Genomic DNA, 17,245 nt, shown 5'->3' with positions numbered 1-17,245 from the left:
AATACTATCTTAATAAACCAAATGTCACGTAACCAAGATCTACGTAGACAAGTGGTTCATTCATCTTATCTTGCTATCTTCTCTTGGCTTTTATTGTTCACTCCAAATGCATGGGCTGAAGAAGTGTCTTTTTATCAAGCATGGCAGTCTGTTCTGACCAATAACGATGGCTTGGCCGCTGAACGTGCCAATGTCGATCAGGCGCAACTTAAGCAAGATGCTTCGGGTGCTTTGAATTTACCCAGTGTCACGTTAAGTGCTAATTACACCCGGTTAGATGATGATGTAGAGATATCACCTTCTGATCTGGCTGAAAGTATGCCGATTGGTTCCAGTGCATTGATTAAAGCATTTGATGGCATGTTGACTTCCACCTTGATGGACAAAGATATTTTTACCAGTTCAATTCGTGCTATTTGGCCCATTTTTACTGGAGGTAGAATTTCGGCTGCGCAAGATATTGCTGAAGGGAAAAAAGACGAAGCGAAATATATGTTGCAGATGAAGCAACAGGCCAAGTTTGAAGATTTGTCTAAATATTATTTTGGAGTCGTGCTTTCTGAGCAAGTTTTCGCTACTCGCCAAGAAGTCGAACAAGGTCTAAAAGAGCATTTCGATCACGCAAAAAAACTGGAAGAGCAAGGGCAAATAGCCAGAGTTCAACGACTACAAGCCGAAGTGGCGTATGACAAAGCCAAAGTCGAGACCCGTAAAGCGCAACGTAATGTCGAAATTACTCAAATGGCCCTTACCCATTTACTGAAAGCCAATAGCCTTGCTCGTCCTTCCACTAAGCTGTTTATTAATGAAAGTTTGCCACCGATGCAGGCATTTTTGGACAAGACTTTAAATGAATACCCCGGGCTTAGTATTTTAGATGCCAAAGAAAAGCAAGCCGATGGATTGGTTGGGGTTGAGAAAGGAAAATATTACCCTGAAGTGTTCGTGTATGGAAATTACAATGTGTACAGTGATGACACCTTGGTCGGTAATACGACTCCAGATTGGTTAGTCGGCGTTGGTGTTAGCATTCCTTTAATTGATACCTCGGGTCGTTCAGACAAAGTGAGCGCTGCGCACATGGCCAAAAGGCAAGTCGGGTATTTACGCGCCCAAGCAAAACAAGATTTATCCTTGCTGGTGGAAAAGACTTATCGTGAAGCCTATCAATCATTGGAGGAATATAACGGGCTTGAATCGAGTGTGTCGATGGCTCAAGAAAATATCGATCTACAACAGAAGGCCTTTAGCCAAGGGTTATCGACCTCATTGGATGTAGTCGATGCCGAAATGTATCTTAATAGCATTAAAACCCAGCGTTCTGCGGCGGCTTATCAATACGTTTTATCGCTCTCTCGCTTACTGGCGGTAAGTGGTGAAATGGACAGCTTTAACCAATACCAACAATATAAAGGATTAGAGGTACATTAATGAAGGCGATACTGAGTACCACGAAGTCAAAAGTGATAGCTGTATTGGTATTGATCCTAATTGTTTGGATTGGTTATGCCTTTTGGCAAGCTTATCAGCCTAAGCCTGAACGATTTCAAGGCCAAGTCGAAGCGCAGCAATACCTTATTTCATCAAAAGTGGCGGGCCGTATTGACCAAGTGTTGGTAAAAAAAGGCGATAAAGTCACCTCAGGACAAATGATCTTCACTATTCTAAGCCCTGAAATTGAAGCTAAATTAGAGCAAGCTAAAGCGGGACAAGCGGCCGCGGGTGCAATGTCTGCTCAGGCTGAGAAAGGGGCAAGAAACCAAGAGATTGCAGCGGCCAAAGATCAATGGAATAAAGCCAAAGCGGCCTCAAACTTGATGGAAAAGACCTTTAAACGGGTGGATAATTTATATCAAGATGGCGTGGTAGCGGAACAAAAACGCGATGAAGCGATGACACAATGGCAAGCGGCTCGCTATACCGAACGGGCGGCTTATCAAATGTATCAAATGGCGCAAGAAGGGGCGCGAGTTGAAACTAAATTAGCGGCTAAAGAAAAAGAACGTATGGCTGCGGGCGCGGTAGCGGAAGTGGAAGCGTATGCCGCAGATACTAAAATATCGAGTTGGCACGATGGTGAAGTCAGCGACATATTATTGCACTCTGGTGAATTGGCGCCACAAGGTTTTCCTGTGGTGACGATTGTTGATATGCAAGATGCGTGGGCGATTTTTCATGTGCGAGAAGATAGCTTGAAAGCGTTTAAACAAGGCGCTGAATTTAATGTATCTATTCCCGCTCTTAGCACTGATGTGTATCGCTTTAAAGTCTCACATGTGTCGGTGATGGGCGATTTTGCCACTTGGCGTACCACTGATGCGAACCAAGGTTTTGACATGCGAACTTTTGAAGTAGAAGCTCGCCCAGTCAAACCGATTCAAGATCTCCGAGTTGGTATGAGTGTGTTACTTGAATCTGATACTCAATAATCACGATGACGATACGCGCCTCTTTTTTACATGAACTGAAAATAGTCCGAGAGCAGCCTTGGTTACAAGCGATGTTGTGGTGGTTACCATTGCTAATGTTTGTATGTTTATGGCTAGTGTTTTCGAGTGGCACTGCGCGTAATTTACCAATTGGCGTGGTAGATAATGACCACAGTGTGATTTCGCGAGGCTTGATCCGTTATTACGATGCTAGCCCAACATTGGCGGTGACTCAGCAATATACCTCCATTCAACAAGGTAGCGCGGCTTTAAAAAATGCAGATATTTACGCATTGGTGGTCATTCCTCATGATACCTATAAGCAAACCCTATTAGGTGAATCACCGACCGTGACGGCATTTTATAATAGTCAGTTTATTTTAACCGGTAAGTTGATTAATTCAGCGATGCAACAAGCGCAAGGTACTTATAATGCAGGCATTGAGGTAATGTCTTCATTAAGTAAAGGTAATATAACCCCAACACAAGCATTGGCCAAAGCCGTTCCCATTCGTAGTCAGATCACGCCTTTATTTAACAGCAACAGCCATTATGGTCAGTTCTTAGTTTCGGCTGCAATCCCCGCGATTTGGCAGATAGTCATTGTTGCCACCACTATTTTGACTATGGCGGTTGAGCAACGAAAGCAAGGACTGTCAGCATGGTTAAGTCCACATCCAGTGCAAACCTTGTTGATGAAATTGTTGCCTTATACTGGAGTTTACTGGCTGCAAGGCGTTGTGTTTTTATGGGGGATGTATGTGTGGCTTGATTGGCCGATGCACGGATCGTGGTGGATCTTAATGATCGCACAATTGTGCATGGTACTGGCTTGTCAAAGTGTGGGGGCTTTGTTTTATATGCTCACACAAGATGTGACTCGTTCGATGAGTTTTGTCGCAGCGTTTACTGCACCCGCCTTTGCTTTTATGGGGATCACCTTTCCCGCGTCGGATATGCCGTTTTTAGCTCAATTCTGGCGCGTATTATTACCAGTTAGCCATTATATCGAGTTGCAAGTAAATCAAGTCAATAATGGTGTGGGGTTAGCGCAGTCAATTGGGCAAATATTTGCTTTGCTTTGTTATAGCGTGGTACTGGCCATCGCAATATGGCTAGCGGCGGGCATTGCTAACAAAGCGAAAAAAGCTAACAAAGCGAAAAATAATGCGGCAGAGCAGGTGGATTTATGATGAGCTGGTGGCAGGTTTTTCGTTGTGAATGTCAGGCTATTTTTACCAACTCAGCGTTATTGCTGACGGTATTTGGCGGCGTGGTGATGTACTCTTTTTTATATCCTTTACCTTATAGCCAACAATTACCGCGTGAACAAGCAATCGTGGTGGTGAACTTAGATAACACCGCTACCAGTCGTGAATTGGAAAGAATGGTCGATGCCACGCCGCAAGTTGAGATTTTGCAACATGCATACAGTTTGAAAGATGCCCAGTACTTGCTTAATCAAGGTGATGTGCATGGGATATTGGTGATCCCAAAATACTTTAGTCGAGATTTATTATTAGGTAAAAGCCCAACTTTAGCCTATGCCGGAGATGCCGCTTATTTTTTGATTTATGGCACGGTAGTGGAAGGATTAGCATCTGCTGGAGGGACGTTATCGGCAAAAGCCAAAGTTTCTCGAATGGTGATGTCGGGTGAAAACTTGGTTTTAGCTTCCAATCAATACGCCCCTGTTAAGTTGTCGATGCAACCGGTGTTTAACCCCAGTAATGGTTACGTTAATTATGTTGTCCCCGCTGTCTTTGTGTTGATTTTGCATCAAACCTTATTGATTGCTGCAGGATTGGTGGGTGGTGAACAAAATGAATCGCGCCGCGCAGGAATTACAGGTTATTGGCAACGTAGTGCAGCTATTGATCGTTGGTCAGCACGTTTAGTGATTCTTTTGCTGACCTATATTCCACTCGCGTTGTATTACTTTGGTTTTAGTTTCCAATTTTATGGCATCAGTCGTCTGGCCTCAATTGGCAATATCTTGGCAGTGTTAATCCCATTTTTAGCCGCGGTGATTGGGCTTGGTATGGTAATGGGAGAGCTTATTCCAAGACGCGAACTGGCAACTCTCATTGTTGTACTCAGCTCATTGCCATTAGTGTTTTGCGCCGGCTTTATTTGGCCAACTTCTGAGCTGCCATTTGGATTACAATATTTGGCGCAATTTTTTCCTTCCACGCCCGCCATCAATGGATTTCTGCGTTTAAATCAAATGGGTGCGAGCTTTCAACAAGTGCTGCCTTATTGGGGGTTATTGTGGGCGCAAGCGGTCACTTATGGCGGATTGGCGTTGTGGTTGATGGCGCGAAAAAATAAAGGTGATATTTCCGAAGCTAAAGAATCTTAGTTTTAATTAAGGCTTGAATATAAGGAATGACATCTTGTTCGAACCATGGATTCTTTTTGAGCCAAATATTATTGCGTGGTGATGGATGCGGAATAGGCACATAGCTCGGAGCCCATTGTTGCCAGTTTTTCACGGTTTCCGTTAATGTCTTGGGTTTATCACCTAAATTAGAACCGCTTAGTTCAGAATTGCTGAGATAATAATTTTGAGCGTATTGGCCGATCAGTAACGTCATTTCAATATTAGGTAATCGAGCCAGTAATGCTTGATGCCATTGTGGAGCGCATTCTTTTCTTGGTGGTAAATCGCCACTTTTCCCTTTTCCTGGGTAGCAAAATCCCATTGGCATAATGGCGACTTTAGTCGGATCATAAAAAGTCTCGCTATCCATTCCAAGCCATAATCGTAATCGTTCACCACTAGCATCATTAAAAGGCACGCCAGATTGGTGAACCTTTATTCCTGGCGCTTGACCAATAATGAGCAATTTGGCATTTGGATGCGCTTGCACTACTGGACGGCAGCCAAGCTCCAGTGCTGATTCACATATCTGACATTGCTTGATCGCTGTTAATAATGTCTCCATTAATAACCTCGAGTAAAATCGACTTTATTTTTTAGTGGTTGCTGGTTATTAAATAAATAGTAATTTTCGAGAAATATTTCCCATACTTGTTCAGGAAAGCTGGTGGCGGCAATATGCGGCGTTACAGTGATATTGGGATGATGCCAAAACGGTGAGTCGTTACTAATAGGCTCATGGCGGAAGACATCTAAAAAGGCATGACTTATCTGCCCGTATTCTAATGCGGCTAACAAGGCTTCATCATCGACAGTATGCCCACGACCGATATTAAATAATAATGCACTACGACAATGCTCAAAGGCCGAAGATGATAATAATTTATCCGTTTGTGGCGTGTTAGGCAGTGCATTTACAATCACATCAGCTTGTGCCAAAGCGCGATCTAATTGTGCAATTGGATAGATATGGTGAAAGGCATTATGGACAGGAGCTTGACCGCTTCTGTTTACCCCTACAGCAATAAAGCCTAGTGCAGAAACCGCTTTAGCTAATTGGTGACCAATTGATCCTGTACCAAGAATGACCATGGTTTTATCTTTGACACTTTGGTAGGGGTGTTTTTGCCATTGTTTCTCTTGCTGTTGCTTTTGGTAGACCCCGAAATGGCGAAAATAACTCAAGCTGTAGCCAAGTACATATTCACTGATCAATTGCCCAAAAATGCCTTTTACATTGGTTAATTGATAATCACGGCGCAGTTTTTTTTCCACTAATGCATCAACACCGGCGTAAGTAGACTGTAACCAAGTGAGATTAGGAAATTGCTCAAGTTGAGCGGCAACTTGAGGTGGATCCGCTAATACTATGGTGGCTTGGCTTTTATCTTGCGTTAATACGATATTTGGAAGCGTTTGTTGTTGTAGGAAGTCGTGATAAATAGAAGCCTGTTGCGACACAATATAAAGTTGGTGAGGAATATAAAGTTGATGGGATTGTTTTTGTGGCGCTTGAGTATAATTCGTCATTGGATTTGTGCCGTCCCTTGTGTTTTATTTATTGATTCAGGTTTAGTAAACCAAACTGTTTTCAAGTAAACTTCAGCTGTCTTTTTTTGAATCTATTTTCGAGTACTTATGCTACAGAATCCTTTGCAAGTCCGTCTAGAAAAATTCGTACCATGGCAACAAATCACCTTCATGGCTTGTTTATGTGAGCGCATGTACCCGAACTACGCTTTGTTTTGTGAAAATACTGAATTTTCGGATGCGCGTAAGTATCGAGAAATTTTAGATAGCGTATGGGAAATTCTAACGGTTAAAACTGCCAAGGTTAACTTTGAACGTCAACTGGAAAAGCTTGAAGAGTTGATCCCAAGCTCAGAAGAGTATGAATTTTACGCGGTTTATCCAGCAATTGATGCTTGTGTTGGTTTATCTACTTTATTACATGCTTTGCTTGATCGTGAAGATATGTTTGATGACATGATTGAGCTAAGCCAGATTTCAGTCAAAACGGTTGCTCAATTAGAAGAAGCACAAGGCTCTGATCCTATAACCAATGATAATCAAAAAGAAAACGAAGCAGTCTGCCAGGAGTGGGATGTTCAGTGGGCGTTATTCCGCCCATTGCGTGAAGCAGAAAAACGCGATATCGATTTGATTAAAGAATTACGGATTGAATTGCGTGAAGAAGGGATCAGTAATATTGGAATTGGCTTAGAGTGATTTCACTGTCTAGTGTCGAGGCTAGTTAATATTAAGCGAATTTATTACTGTTATGAATGATATATCAAGTGTTTATAATGGGAGTCATCTTTGCTTTCTGGCTTTTTATGCGAAAAGAGGGGCGGTTAAAAGTAAATTGTGAGTCAACGCCTACAAATAGCCTAAAAAACCATCATAAGAACGAAAAACTGCTTACAAACCTTTGCCACATGGGGTTTTTATGCTTAAAGTAGTTCTAGATTTCTAAAACACTAAGAAGGGAAACCTAGAATGAACAAGACTCAGTTAATTGATGCAATTGCGGAAAAAGCAGATTTATCTAAAGCACAAGCGAAAGCGGCTCTTGAAGCAACTCTTAGCGGTGTAACTGGCGCACTTAAAGATGGTGACCAAGTGCAACTTATTGGTTTTGGTACGTTCAAAATTAATCACCGTGCAGCACGTACTGGTCGTAACCCTAAAACGGGTGCAGAGATTCAAATTTCTGCTGCAAACGTACCTGCATTTACAGCCGGTAAAGCATTAAAAGACTCAGTAAAATAATTTAACCTTAAATTGTCTTTTTAGCGGCGGCACCTTCTCGCATCTTGTCGTCGTTTGAGTATATACTACGCTGAGTCCTTAACTCAGCGTAGTTTTTTTATGAAGCGTATTCTCCTTCCTGTCATTATTTTATTAACCCTTGCTGGTTGTTCCTCTACTCAAAATTTATTTAGTGGTAAATTTGTACGCTCAGTTGAGCCATTTAATTGGTCTGGCGGAGAAGTGACAGATAATTCTAAATCTTATTATTGGCTAAATCGTTCTGCAACTGAGCCTCAATCGGCTTCTGATTATGTCGAACTCTCAAATGATGCATGGTACAAGTCTAGCTACCAATGGCAAAATGGGATGATCAGTGAGATTGTTCGTGAAGGGCAAATAGCACAAAGTGATCATGGCTTACAGCGTTATTTAGTTCATATCCGCTTTAGTAATACGGGTGAAGCAATCTATCAGCGATATCGTGTTGGAGATCAGATCCTGCCATTAAATCAACCCGATCTTGACCGTTATGTGAATGAAGCTGAACGTATAGTGACAAAGGTTGAAGGCTTTCATGAGGATAATAAAAAGCTGATTCAAGGTATATGGGATGGGCAAACCTTTGAAGCTTGTGATGGTAGACAATATACCAACATCAATTTTCAAAATCCGCAACTACCGCTCGCGATTAAAGACAGAATTAATACCTTAAATAGCTATGTTGCTTTTATTGGGAAGACGAATTCAAAGCAAAACTCAGTAACCGTCAATCAATTAGTCTCGCTTAAAAGTGATGATTATGCTTGTATCCAAAGGCCGCATTTAAATATGAATTAAGCGATGGTTTTATGTAACAGCTATTAAAAACAAGAAAGGCGCTAATGTTAATCATCAGCGCCTTTCTTTCGTTTTAAGCTTATTGCTTAAGCGATCTTATCTCGAGAATTATTTCCCTTTATTGTGCACTTTCTTCACGCTCAATGGCGCGGTAACCAATATCGTTGCGATGGAACATACCATTCCAGCTGACGGTTTTAGTTAGCTCATAAGCACGCTGTTGCGCTTCTAGTACAGTATTACCTAATGCGGTGGCACAAAGTACACGTCCGCCATTGGTTACCACTTCACCGGCTTCATTATTGGTGGTACCTGCATGGAAGATTTTTTCACCTTCCACTGCGTCACCTGTTGGCAAGTTAATCACATCACCTTTGGCATAATCGCCCGGATAACCGCCAGCGGCGAGCACAATCCCAATTGATGCGCGAGGATCCCAATGCGATTCGGCTTCATCTAGTTTCTCATCAATCGCCATTAAACAAAGATCCACTAAATCTGACTGCATACGCATCATAATTGGCTGAGTTTCAGGATCACCAAAGCGGCAGTTATATTCAATTACTTTTGGCGTGCCATCGGCCATGATCATCAAACCTGCATAAAGGAATCCCGTGTAAGGGTAACCTTCAGCATCCATACCACGAACGGTCGGATAAATGACCTCTTCAAGTACACGCTCATGGATTTCAGGTGTGACGACTGGTGCAGGTGAATAAGCACCCATTCCGCCAGTATTAGGACCAGTATCTTTATCGCCTACACGTTTATGGTCTTGGCTGGTGGCCATTGGTAATACGCTTGAGCCATCTACCATCACGATAAAGCTGGCTTCTTCACCATCTAAAAACTCTTCGATAACGACGCGACTGCCTGCTTCACCAAAGGCATTACCTGCCAGCATGTCTTGAATCGCATCTTCGGCTTCTTGTAGGGTCATCGCCACAATCACGCCTTTACCTGCTGCTAGTCCATCGGCTTTGACCACAATCGGTGCACCTTTCTCGCGCACATAAGCTAATGCAGGCTCGATCTCAGTAAAGTTAGCATAATCCCCAGTTGGGATTTGATGACGGGCTAAGAAATCTTTTGTGAATGCTTTCGAACCTTCAAGCTGTGCCGCCGCTTTTGTTGGGCCAAAAATAGGTAACTTAGCGGCACGGAATGCATCCACCACGCCAATCACTAATGGCGCCTCAGGGCCAACAATAGTCAGTGCAATACTGTTGTTTTGTGCAAACTCAACCAAACCTTCGATATCTTCAACGCCAATGTTGATGTTTTCCAGTTTTGGTTCAAGCGCGGTACCTGCGTTACCTGGTGCAATAAATACTTTTGTGACTTCAGGGTTTTGCGCCGCTTTCCAGCCAAGTGCATGTTCGCGGCCACCGGCACCGATAATCAGAATTTGCATAAGTAAGGTATCCCTTAAATTAAGTTTTATTTAGAGCTATTTTGGAGCTGTCATTCCGTATATGAGCCTAAGTGAGGGCAGTTAAACGCAGTTACCGCCCCAATTATAAAGAAAAAATTAATGGCGGAAATGACGCATCCCAGTAAAGATCATCGCCATGCCATGTTCATCGGCAGCAGCAATCACTTCATCATCACGCATCGAACCACCTGGTTGAATAACACATTTAATTCCTGCTTCTGCGGCAGCGTCAATACCATCGCGGAATGGGAAGAATGCATCGGATGCCATCACACAACCTTCAACCACTAAGCCTTCATCTGCGGCTTTAATACCGGCAATTTTAGCAGAGTAAACGCGGCTCATTTGGCCTGCGCCAACCCCAATGGTCATGTCACCTTTTGCATAAACAATTGCGTTTGATTTCACGTATTTCGCTACTTTCCAGCAGAATAGGGCATCTTTTAGTTCTTCTTCTGTCGGTTGACGTTTTGACACAACTTTCAGGTCATCGAGAGTTACCATGCCTTGGTCGCGATCTTGAGCCAGCAAACCACCATTAACGCGTTTTATATCAAACTCAGTCGTTTTGCTTGCCCACTCGCCACATTCTAGTAAGCGTACGTTTTTCTTCGCTTCCACGACTTTAATCGCTTCAGCTGAAACTGATGGGGCGATAATCACTTCCACAAATTGACGGTCGACAATCGCCTGCGCGGTAGCGGCGTCTAATTCTTGGTTAAAGGCAATAATGCCACCAAAGGCGGATGTTGGATCGGTTTGATAAGCACGGTTGTAAGCTTCAAGAATATCTTTACCAAGTGCAACGCCACATGGGTTGGCATGTTTTACGATCACACAGGCTGGCTCATTGAATTCTTTTACACACTCAAGTGCAGAATCCGTGTCGGCGATGTTGTTGTAAGACAATGCTTTACCTTGGATTTGACGTGCGGTTGAAACTGATGCTTCTTGTGGCTGATCTTTTGATGAAGCGGCTTCAACATAGAACGCGGCAGCTTGGTGGCTGTTCTCACCGTAGCGCATGTCTTGTTTTTTCTCGAACTGTTGGTTGAATGTGCGCGGGAATTTACTTTCCTCATCGCCTTCCTTGTTCTCGCCGTAGCTAGGAACCATTGTGCCGAAGTAGTTAGCAATCATGCCATCATAAGCAGCTGTATGCTCAAAGGCTGCAATGGCTAAATCAAAACGGGTTTCTAGCGTTAGAGACTTATCATTGGCATCCATTTCAGCGATCACGCGAGAATAATCGTGCGCGTTCACCACAATAGTGACATCTTTGTGGTTTTTAGCAGCAGAACGAACCATTGTTGGTCCGCCGATATCGATGTTTTCAACCGCATCAGCCAACGTACAACCTTCTTTTGCCACCGTTTCAGCGAATGGATAAAGGTTAACTACAACGATATCGATAGGTTTTATACCGTGAGTTTCCATAATGGCTTCGTCAGTACCACGACGGCCCAATACACCACCGTGAACTTTCGGGTGTAGCGTTTTTACGCGGCCATCCATCATTTCAGGAAAACCAGTGTAATCAGAGACTTCAGTTGCCGCGATACCACTATCTTGCAATAGCTTGAACGTACCACCAGTTGACAGAATTTCGACATCACGTTGAACCAATGATTGCGCGAATTCCACAATACCAGTTTTATCGGATACGCTAATTAGAGCGCGGCGAATTGGGCGAGCGTTTTGCATGGCTTCCATATTCCTTTAATCATGAAGTTAAAACAAAGAAAGATATTTGCCAAAGTGATGCTTGTGGTTTTAATGCGGACTGGTTAATTGAAACCAATTGGGCCACTTTGGTAAATACCTTTTCGCGACATTACTATAGTCACGATGGTTTTATTTATCTTTACACTAACTCAAGATTTGATGGCGCACATTCTAACTAACTTCTCTTTAAAAAGCTCGCGCAATCGTTTGGCTTTTTGTTTTTATCATCAAGTTTAGATTGTTGAGTTGAATGTCGATGAGAGTAGCCTTTCACTCTCCTTTGAATAAGTCACGGAAAAAGTGCCCTGTTTCTTTGGCAGTATCACGAGTTGCATGACCAATATCGGTGGCCGTTTCTTTCACTTCATTTTTGACTTGTTGTTGCTCTTGTTTACTTGAACAGGCCGCTAAAATGAGAGTGAGGAACAATAAGAAAACAGATTTTAATGGCATGGTTTAAATCCTGAGTATGTATAAAAACGGACAAAGAATAACGTTAAAGTAGGATGCTGTTAAGTGTTTGGGCTCTAAACCCCACCCATAAACGTATCGACAAAGCCTTTAAATTTTTCGGTTAATCGGCCGACTATCTTCTTACGCTGTAGAATGCTCGGTTTGCTTTCTAGGGTGTCGGCGAAGTCATCACGTAGTGGCAGTTCTTCGCTCATTTCATAGCGAGTCACTAAGTTCGCGAGTTTGTCTTTATTGAGGTTTTCTTCTTCGGCTAGCTTTTCAATGGCTAAGCGCTTTTCCTTTTCCCAGAAGAACTCGAATTCTTCTTCGACACTTTGGTTTGCTGGAATACCGTTTAAGTGCTCATCCATAAACTTCTCAATCAGAGCTTTCTTGCTGAGTAGCGTTGGGTCGGAACTGATTAGGTTGACAATCACATTACGCTTGCTGGTTTTCACTTCCTCACTGTCTTCATCGTGCAAATCACGTAACAAGTGAAGAATGTAAGCGACGTTCACTTCATCACGGTGCAGTAAATCCAGTTCGAAATCGACATCATCTAATACCGATACTTTCTCTTTGCTGGTGGTTTCTCTGATCTGACGGTTAAGGTCGGCATATTTACTGGTGAAGTCTTGGAATTCTTGCTCACTCATTGCAGTGGAATCCATATCGAAGTCAGCAAAGTTACCAAGCATGTTTTTAAGTTGCATTAAGCGACGGAACTGCAATACAAACAGCTTTTGTGCGTCTTCGTCAGGCAAGGTATCGACAGCCTCCACCGTAGGCGTAATGACAAGTAAAGCTTGGTAGGCTTCATTGAAATCGGCTATAAGCTCATCAAACGGAGGCGTTTCGATAAACTCCTTCGGTTGCTTATTAGAGAACATGATAAAAGCTTCGTCTGCCGCTTTCTTAAGGTTACGGAAGGCGATGATATTACCGTGAGATTTCGTTTCATCTAGTAGGCGGTTAGTACGCGAGAATGCCTGTATTAAGCCATGATGCTTTAAATTCTTATCAACATATAAGGTGTTGAGTTTCGGCGCATCAAAACCGGTTAAGAACATGTTCACCACCAGCAGAATATCGATTTCTTTATTCTTAACGCGCTTGGCGAGGTTCTTGTAGTAATCGTAAAATGAATCGCTGTCTTTGGTGGTATAGCTGCTACCAAACATGCGATTGTAATCCGCCATAAAGGTTTCTAGCTTATCTCGGCTATGCAGTTTTACCGCTTGGCCTTGATTGAGGTATTTAGCCGAGGCTTCTTTGATCTCAATAGTATGAGTATCATCGGCTTCTTCATTGACTCCGTACTCTTCTTCTTCATTGGCATCATAGCTAAAGATGGTGGCAATTTTTAGATTATGCTTACCTTCGGCTTTCTTCTTGGCAAACAACTCATAATACTGAATTAGCTCAGGCACGCCGGATACACAAAACATAGCGTTATAGTCACGGCTATGAGTCTTACGCTTATGATGGGCAATGATGTAATCAACAATTTTTTCTAAACGAGCAGGAGAGGTTAGTAGCTCTTTACGGTCGATATCTTCAACTTCAATATCAAGGTTATTGTTTGAGCCATTCTTGTATTGGTAACGACCGACGTATTCAATTGCAAACTTAAGTACGTTTTGATCGCGAATCGCATCGACAATCACATAAGCGTGTAAGCGTTCATCAAATAGGTCTTTAGTGGTTTTCTTGACTGACTTCTTAGCGACGGCGTTATCGGCAAAAATAGGTGTACCAGTAAAGCCAAACAGTTGAGCTCTTTTAAAGAAACTCACAATGTTTTGATGGGTGTCGCCAAACTGACTGCGATGGCACTCATCAAAAATAAACACAATACGTTGCTCTTGCAGCGCCGCCATTTCTTTGAGGTAGCGAGGCTTAGTGACCACGTTATTAAGCTTTTGTAGCGTTGTAACCACCAGCTTAGTGTTGCGGTTGGTATTCTCCTCACGGCCTTTGATCGGTTTATCGGTGAGTTGGTGGAATAGCATGCTGGTGTTGTCGGTTGAATCCACACTACCTTTACTAAAGGCGTTAAATTCCAATGCGGTTTGATAATCGAGATCTTTTCTATCCACCACAAACACCACTTTATCCACCTCATCAAGCGAGGTCATGATTTGCGCCGCTTTAAACGAGGTTAAGGTTTTGCCTGAGCCTGTGGTATGCCAAATATAGCCATTGTTGCGAGTGGTTTTTACTCGGTGAATAATCGCCTCAACCGCATAGAACTGGTAAGGACGTAGCACCATCAAGAACTTACCGGTTTCATTTAACACAATGTACTGGTTGAGCATTTTGCTTAAATGGGCTTGGGTTAAGAAAGTATTGGTGAAGTCATGCAAGTTACTTAGGCGTTTATTAGCTTCATCTGTCCAATCGAAAGTTTGCTTGGCTGACATTTCCGCATTGTTGGAGAAATACTGAGTATTCACCCCATTTGAGATCACGAACAGTTGAATGTAATTAAACAGGCCATGATTGGCATTAAAGGAGTGCTTTTGATAGCGCTTAACTTGATTAAAGGCTTCCTTAAGTTCAATGCCACGGCGTTTAAGTTCGACTTGGATGAGCGGTAAGCCATTGACTAAAATGGTCACATCATAACGGTTGGTATAAATACCTTTTACCGTGATTTGATTGGCGACTTGAAAATGGTTGTGTTCTGGCTTTTCGAACAACAAGGTTAAATGCTTGGAATCGCCGTTATCAAGCGTGACATCAAGGCGGTCACGTAAGGTTTTGGCTTTAGTGAATATGTTGCCTTTTTCCAGCTTGCCGAGCACTTGGCGAAATTCACTGTTAGACAGTTGGCAATCATTCACTCGTTCAAGCTGAGTTTTTAAGTTAGCTTCAAGGGCAGCGTTATCGGGCAACACAACACGCTCAAAGCCTTGCTTGGCTAACTGAGCAATAAAATCATTTTCAAGTTGTTGTTCGCTTTGATATGCCATGTTTTAGTCTTCCTTACTGCCAACATGTTGTTGTGTTGTGTAGCCTTGTTCTGGGTGATTCGGAATGGTTGGATAAGCCAGATAGAGCTTTTGAGCCTTTATCATTTTACTTAAGTAGTTACGTCTTAAAGTATCGGGTTTCATCATTAACAATGTGGCGATGTCCGCGAGCTTCAAACAGCTTGGTTCTGCTATTTTGCAAAGGGTGATAATCGCTTGTTCAATCTCCGCCTTTGGTTTTCTTCCCTGAGACTGAATAATTGGGGATACGACAGATTGAAGTTGTTGCCATAATAATTGGTTCTGTTTGTCGAGGTCCGGACTTTGGTTATCAAGGTCCGGACTTTTGCTATTGAGGTCCGGACTTTGGTTATCGAGCTCCGGCACTTTTCGGCCTAACTCCGGACTTTGGCTGTCGAGCTCCGGCACTTCTTGATTGAACTCCGGCACATTACCTGTGAAAAGTGATAACTGTTCTTCGGTTGGCGTGGTGACAAACTTGATACTTTTTCCTGCATCGTTGTCTGGCGTTGGAACTTCAATACCTTTGAGGTGATATGTTTTGCCTTTTTGCTTACCGGATGAGTCTAAGTATCCACTTGCCACCAGTTGACTTAAGGCCAAGGTGACTTCTCTGGTATGTTCAGAGGTAATCGCGCAGATACGTTCATGATTAAACCAAGATTCGGTCATAGCCGTGATCAAAATGGTGCGTTTCAGGTCACTAAGCTGATTAAAACGTTCACCAAATCGAGCGATGAGCTTTTGCTGCATTTCCTCAGAGACGATATCGACCATACGTAATTCAAGTATGGTTTGCCCAAGTTCGTCATTTTCATACAGGTTAGGTTGTTGCCAGTTTTGCCTTTTACTGTTGCGGTAGATATTCGGAATCCCTGATCCTGCTTTTTCGCTTAAACCAATATTTAAGAACATTTGATGAATGGCTGGATTACGGCATTGGCTATTGCCACCACGAATGGCTTCTTGTACCGGAATTCGCATTAAACCTTGATTGCGAAAACCAATAAAGTCGGGATGCTTTTCTATCAGAATATTACCTTCAGCAGTAAAGTCAGCGTGAGCAATGGTATTGACTAAGGCTTCACGAATCGCTTCATGGGCTGGGGTTTGGTCGATACGTTGACCGCCAATAAGGTTAAATGGCACTTTTAAATCGGCAGTGAGTTTGCGATATACCTTACGATAAAAATCAAACGCATTGCCCGACCAAGAACCATCGGTATAAATGCAGTCAATCCAGCGCTCAGAGGTTGGGCTCTTTTCTTGGTAATCTAATGCAAAAGAAGGCAAGAAATCCAAAATAGAACTACCACGACCAAACATGACTAGCCCTGCTAGCGTTAACCATTCTTTGCCTGTTGAGCGATCTATACCGATACAACGAATCGCACGTAGGAACTCATTATCTGGTAACTCTAAGAAGGTATGGTCTGGTTTCGCATCACCAAATAATTGACGATAGACACGTAAGCTTTCTAGATCGATATCTTCAATGGTGAAATTTTCTAGCAAACGGTTATCACGAATTTCTTCTTGCTCTGCCATCATTTGATTTATGGCTGGTGGAAGGCATTTCTGATCTACTTCATAACGGCGAATATAAGTGCCAGTATGAGGATTTTTATTGATGAATACAGGGCGATGTTGACGAGACGCACGGGGTACGTGAATGACAATGAGTGCTTTGCCCTCAATGGTTTCAATCTTTACATCGTTTTCACTGAGTAGATTAACGCTGACTTTATTTTGGTTGTTGACCGTATCCCAAATGTTTTTAATTAATGGGGCAGGGTTATCTATGCCTTCAAGGCTGAATCGGCCTTTCTTTTCTTTGATGCCAAGTAAGATGACTCCGCCGCGTGTATTGGCAAAGGCACTGTAGGTTTCCCACATATCGTTTGGCAGCGCACCTTTACCATCGCGGCCACCCGCAAGCTTGCACTCGACTTCGGCGCTTTCTTGTAGGTTTTGAATGTCATTTAATGTGGTAAAGGTGTTGTCTATCATCCATATTCCTTGGTTATTTTTCTTGTTACTGGCTTTGTGTTTTTCGAGAGCCGTGTCTTCGCTTCTCGCGGCATGATATAAATCCCGTCATCCTGAAAAGCGACGCAGGAACGGGTTCAAGATCTCCTACCGCATGTTACTCATTATAATTGGCACTCAACAGGCTGTGGGAGATTCCGTATCCCCAGTCGCTTTGCTCCTTGTACGGAATGACGATGTTTAA

14 protein-coding genes are annotated in these 17,245 nt (G+C 42.9%); 7 read left to right on the top strand and 7 right to left on the bottom strand.

Going from position 1 to position 17,245, the window contains the following annotated elements:
* The first annotated feature begins 21 nt into the window (after nucleotides 1-21).
* Genes HC725_RS15180 through HC725_RS15165 form a run of 4 tightly spaced genes read left to right on the top strand, consistent with a single transcriptional unit; the run spans nucleotide 22 to nucleotide 4,791 of the window.
* On the top strand, nucleotides 22-1,431 hold the full coding sequence (locus HC725_RS15180; RefSeq protein WP_190332732.1) for a TolC family protein: 1,410 nt from the start codon (nucleotides 22-24) through the stop codon (nucleotides 1,429-1,431).
* On the top strand, nucleotides 1,431-2,429 hold the full coding sequence (locus HC725_RS15175; protein WP_446751377.1) for an HlyD family secretion protein: 999 nt from the start codon (nucleotides 1,431-1,433) through the stop codon (nucleotides 2,427-2,429). Before HC725_RS15180 ends, HC725_RS15175 begins: the two co-directional genes overlap by 1 nt.
* Before the next feature lie 5 nt (nucleotides 2,430-2,434).
* The gene (locus HC725_RS15170) at nucleotides 2,435-3,622 is read left to right on the top strand and encodes an ABC transporter permease (protein ID WP_190332717.1); all 1,188 of its coding nucleotides are present in this window, start codon (nucleotides 2,435-2,437) and stop codon (nucleotides 3,620-3,622) included.
* Nucleotides 3,622-4,791, top strand: a complete 1,170-nt coding sequence (locus HC725_RS15165) for an ABC transporter permease (RefSeq protein ID WP_190332730.1) — start codon at nucleotides 3,622-3,624, stop codon at nucleotides 4,789-4,791. Before HC725_RS15170 ends, HC725_RS15165 begins: the two co-directional genes overlap by 1 nt.
* Here HC725_RS15165 and HC725_RS15160 read toward each other — a convergent pair.
* On the bottom strand, nucleotides 4,778-5,377 hold the full coding sequence (locus HC725_RS15160; RefSeq protein WP_190332716.1) for a uracil-DNA glycosylase family protein: 600 nt from the start codon (nucleotides 5,375-5,377) through the stop codon (nucleotides 4,778-4,780). The genes HC725_RS15165 and HC725_RS15160 overlap by 14 nt on opposite strands.
* Complete coding sequence (locus HC725_RS15155) at nucleotides 5,377-6,342, bottom strand: D-2-hydroxyacid dehydrogenase (RefSeq protein WP_190332715.1); 966 nt, start codon at nucleotides 6,340-6,342, stop codon at nucleotides 5,377-5,379. The genes HC725_RS15160 and HC725_RS15155 overlap by 1 nt, the downstream gene beginning before the upstream one ends.
* 108 nt (nucleotides 6,343-6,450) lie before the next feature.
* Here HC725_RS15155 and HC725_RS15150 point away from each other — a divergent pair, with 108 nt between their 5' ends.
* The 3 genes from HC725_RS15150 to HC725_RS15140 all read left to right on the top strand — a co-directional run bounded on the left by HC725_RS15150 (nucleotide 6,451) and on the right by HC725_RS15140 (nucleotide 8,403).
* Nucleotides 6,451-7,041, top strand: a complete 591-nt coding sequence (locus HC725_RS15150) for a YjaG family protein (protein WP_190332714.1) — start codon at nucleotides 6,451-6,453, stop codon at nucleotides 7,039-7,041.
* A gap of 270 nt (nucleotides 7,042-7,311) precedes the next feature.
* On the top strand, nucleotides 7,312-7,584 hold the full coding sequence (locus HC725_RS15145) for an HU family DNA-binding protein (protein ID WP_190332713.1): 273 nt from the start codon (nucleotides 7,312-7,314) through the stop codon (nucleotides 7,582-7,584).
* A 99-nt stretch (nucleotides 7,585-7,683) separates the two neighbouring features.
* Nucleotides 7,684-8,403 carry a DUF1481 domain-containing protein gene (locus tag HC725_RS15140; RefSeq protein WP_190332712.1) on the top strand — a complete coding sequence of 240 codons (720 nt, stop codon included), beginning with the start codon at nucleotides 7,684-7,686 and terminating at the stop codon, nucleotides 8,401-8,403.
* Nucleotides 8,404-8,521: 118 nt separating this feature from the next.
* Here HC725_RS15140 and purD read toward each other — a convergent pair whose 3' ends face one another.
* The 5 genes from purD to HC725_RS15115 form a co-directional block, all read right to left on the bottom strand.
* Complete coding sequence (gene purD, locus HC725_RS15135; RefSeq protein WP_190332711.1) at nucleotides 8,522-9,817, bottom strand: phosphoribosylamine--glycine ligase; 1,296 nt, start codon at nucleotides 9,815-9,817, stop codon at nucleotides 8,522-8,524.
* A 117-nt stretch (nucleotides 9,818-9,934) separates the two neighbouring features.
* Nucleotides 9,935-11,542 (bottom strand): bifunctional phosphoribosylaminoimidazolecarboxamide formyltransferase/IMP cyclohydrolase, encoded by a 1,608-nt coding sequence (gene purH / locus HC725_RS15130; protein WP_190332710.1) that lies wholly within the window; start codon nucleotides 11,540-11,542, stop codon nucleotides 9,935-9,937.
* Nucleotides 11,543-11,833: 291 nt separating this feature from the next.
* Nucleotides 11,834-12,016, bottom strand: a complete 183-nt coding sequence (locus tag HC725_RS15125) for a hypothetical protein (protein WP_190332709.1) — start codon at nucleotides 12,014-12,016, stop codon at nucleotides 11,834-11,836.
* Between the two features lie 74 nt (nucleotides 12,017-12,090).
* Nucleotides 12,091-14,991 (bottom strand): type I restriction endonuclease subunit R, encoded by a 2,901-nt coding sequence (locus HC725_RS15120; RefSeq protein WP_190332708.1) that lies wholly within the window; start codon nucleotides 14,989-14,991, stop codon nucleotides 12,091-12,093.
* A gap of 3 nt (nucleotides 14,992-14,994) precedes the next feature.
* Nucleotides 14,995-17,022, bottom strand: a complete 2,028-nt coding sequence (locus HC725_RS15115; protein ID WP_190332707.1) for an RNA-binding domain-containing protein — start codon at nucleotides 17,020-17,022, stop codon at nucleotides 14,995-14,997.
* Between the last annotated feature and the right edge of the window lie 223 nt (nucleotides 17,023-17,245).

It is taken from the genome of Vibrio sp. S17_S38 (assembly GCF_014694375.1).
Lineage (GTDB): Bacteria > Pseudomonadota > Gammaproteobacteria > Enterobacterales > Vibrionaceae > Vibrio.
Note: the sequence above shows the minus strand (reverse complement) of the source record. Positions and strands in the feature narration are given on the sequence as shown.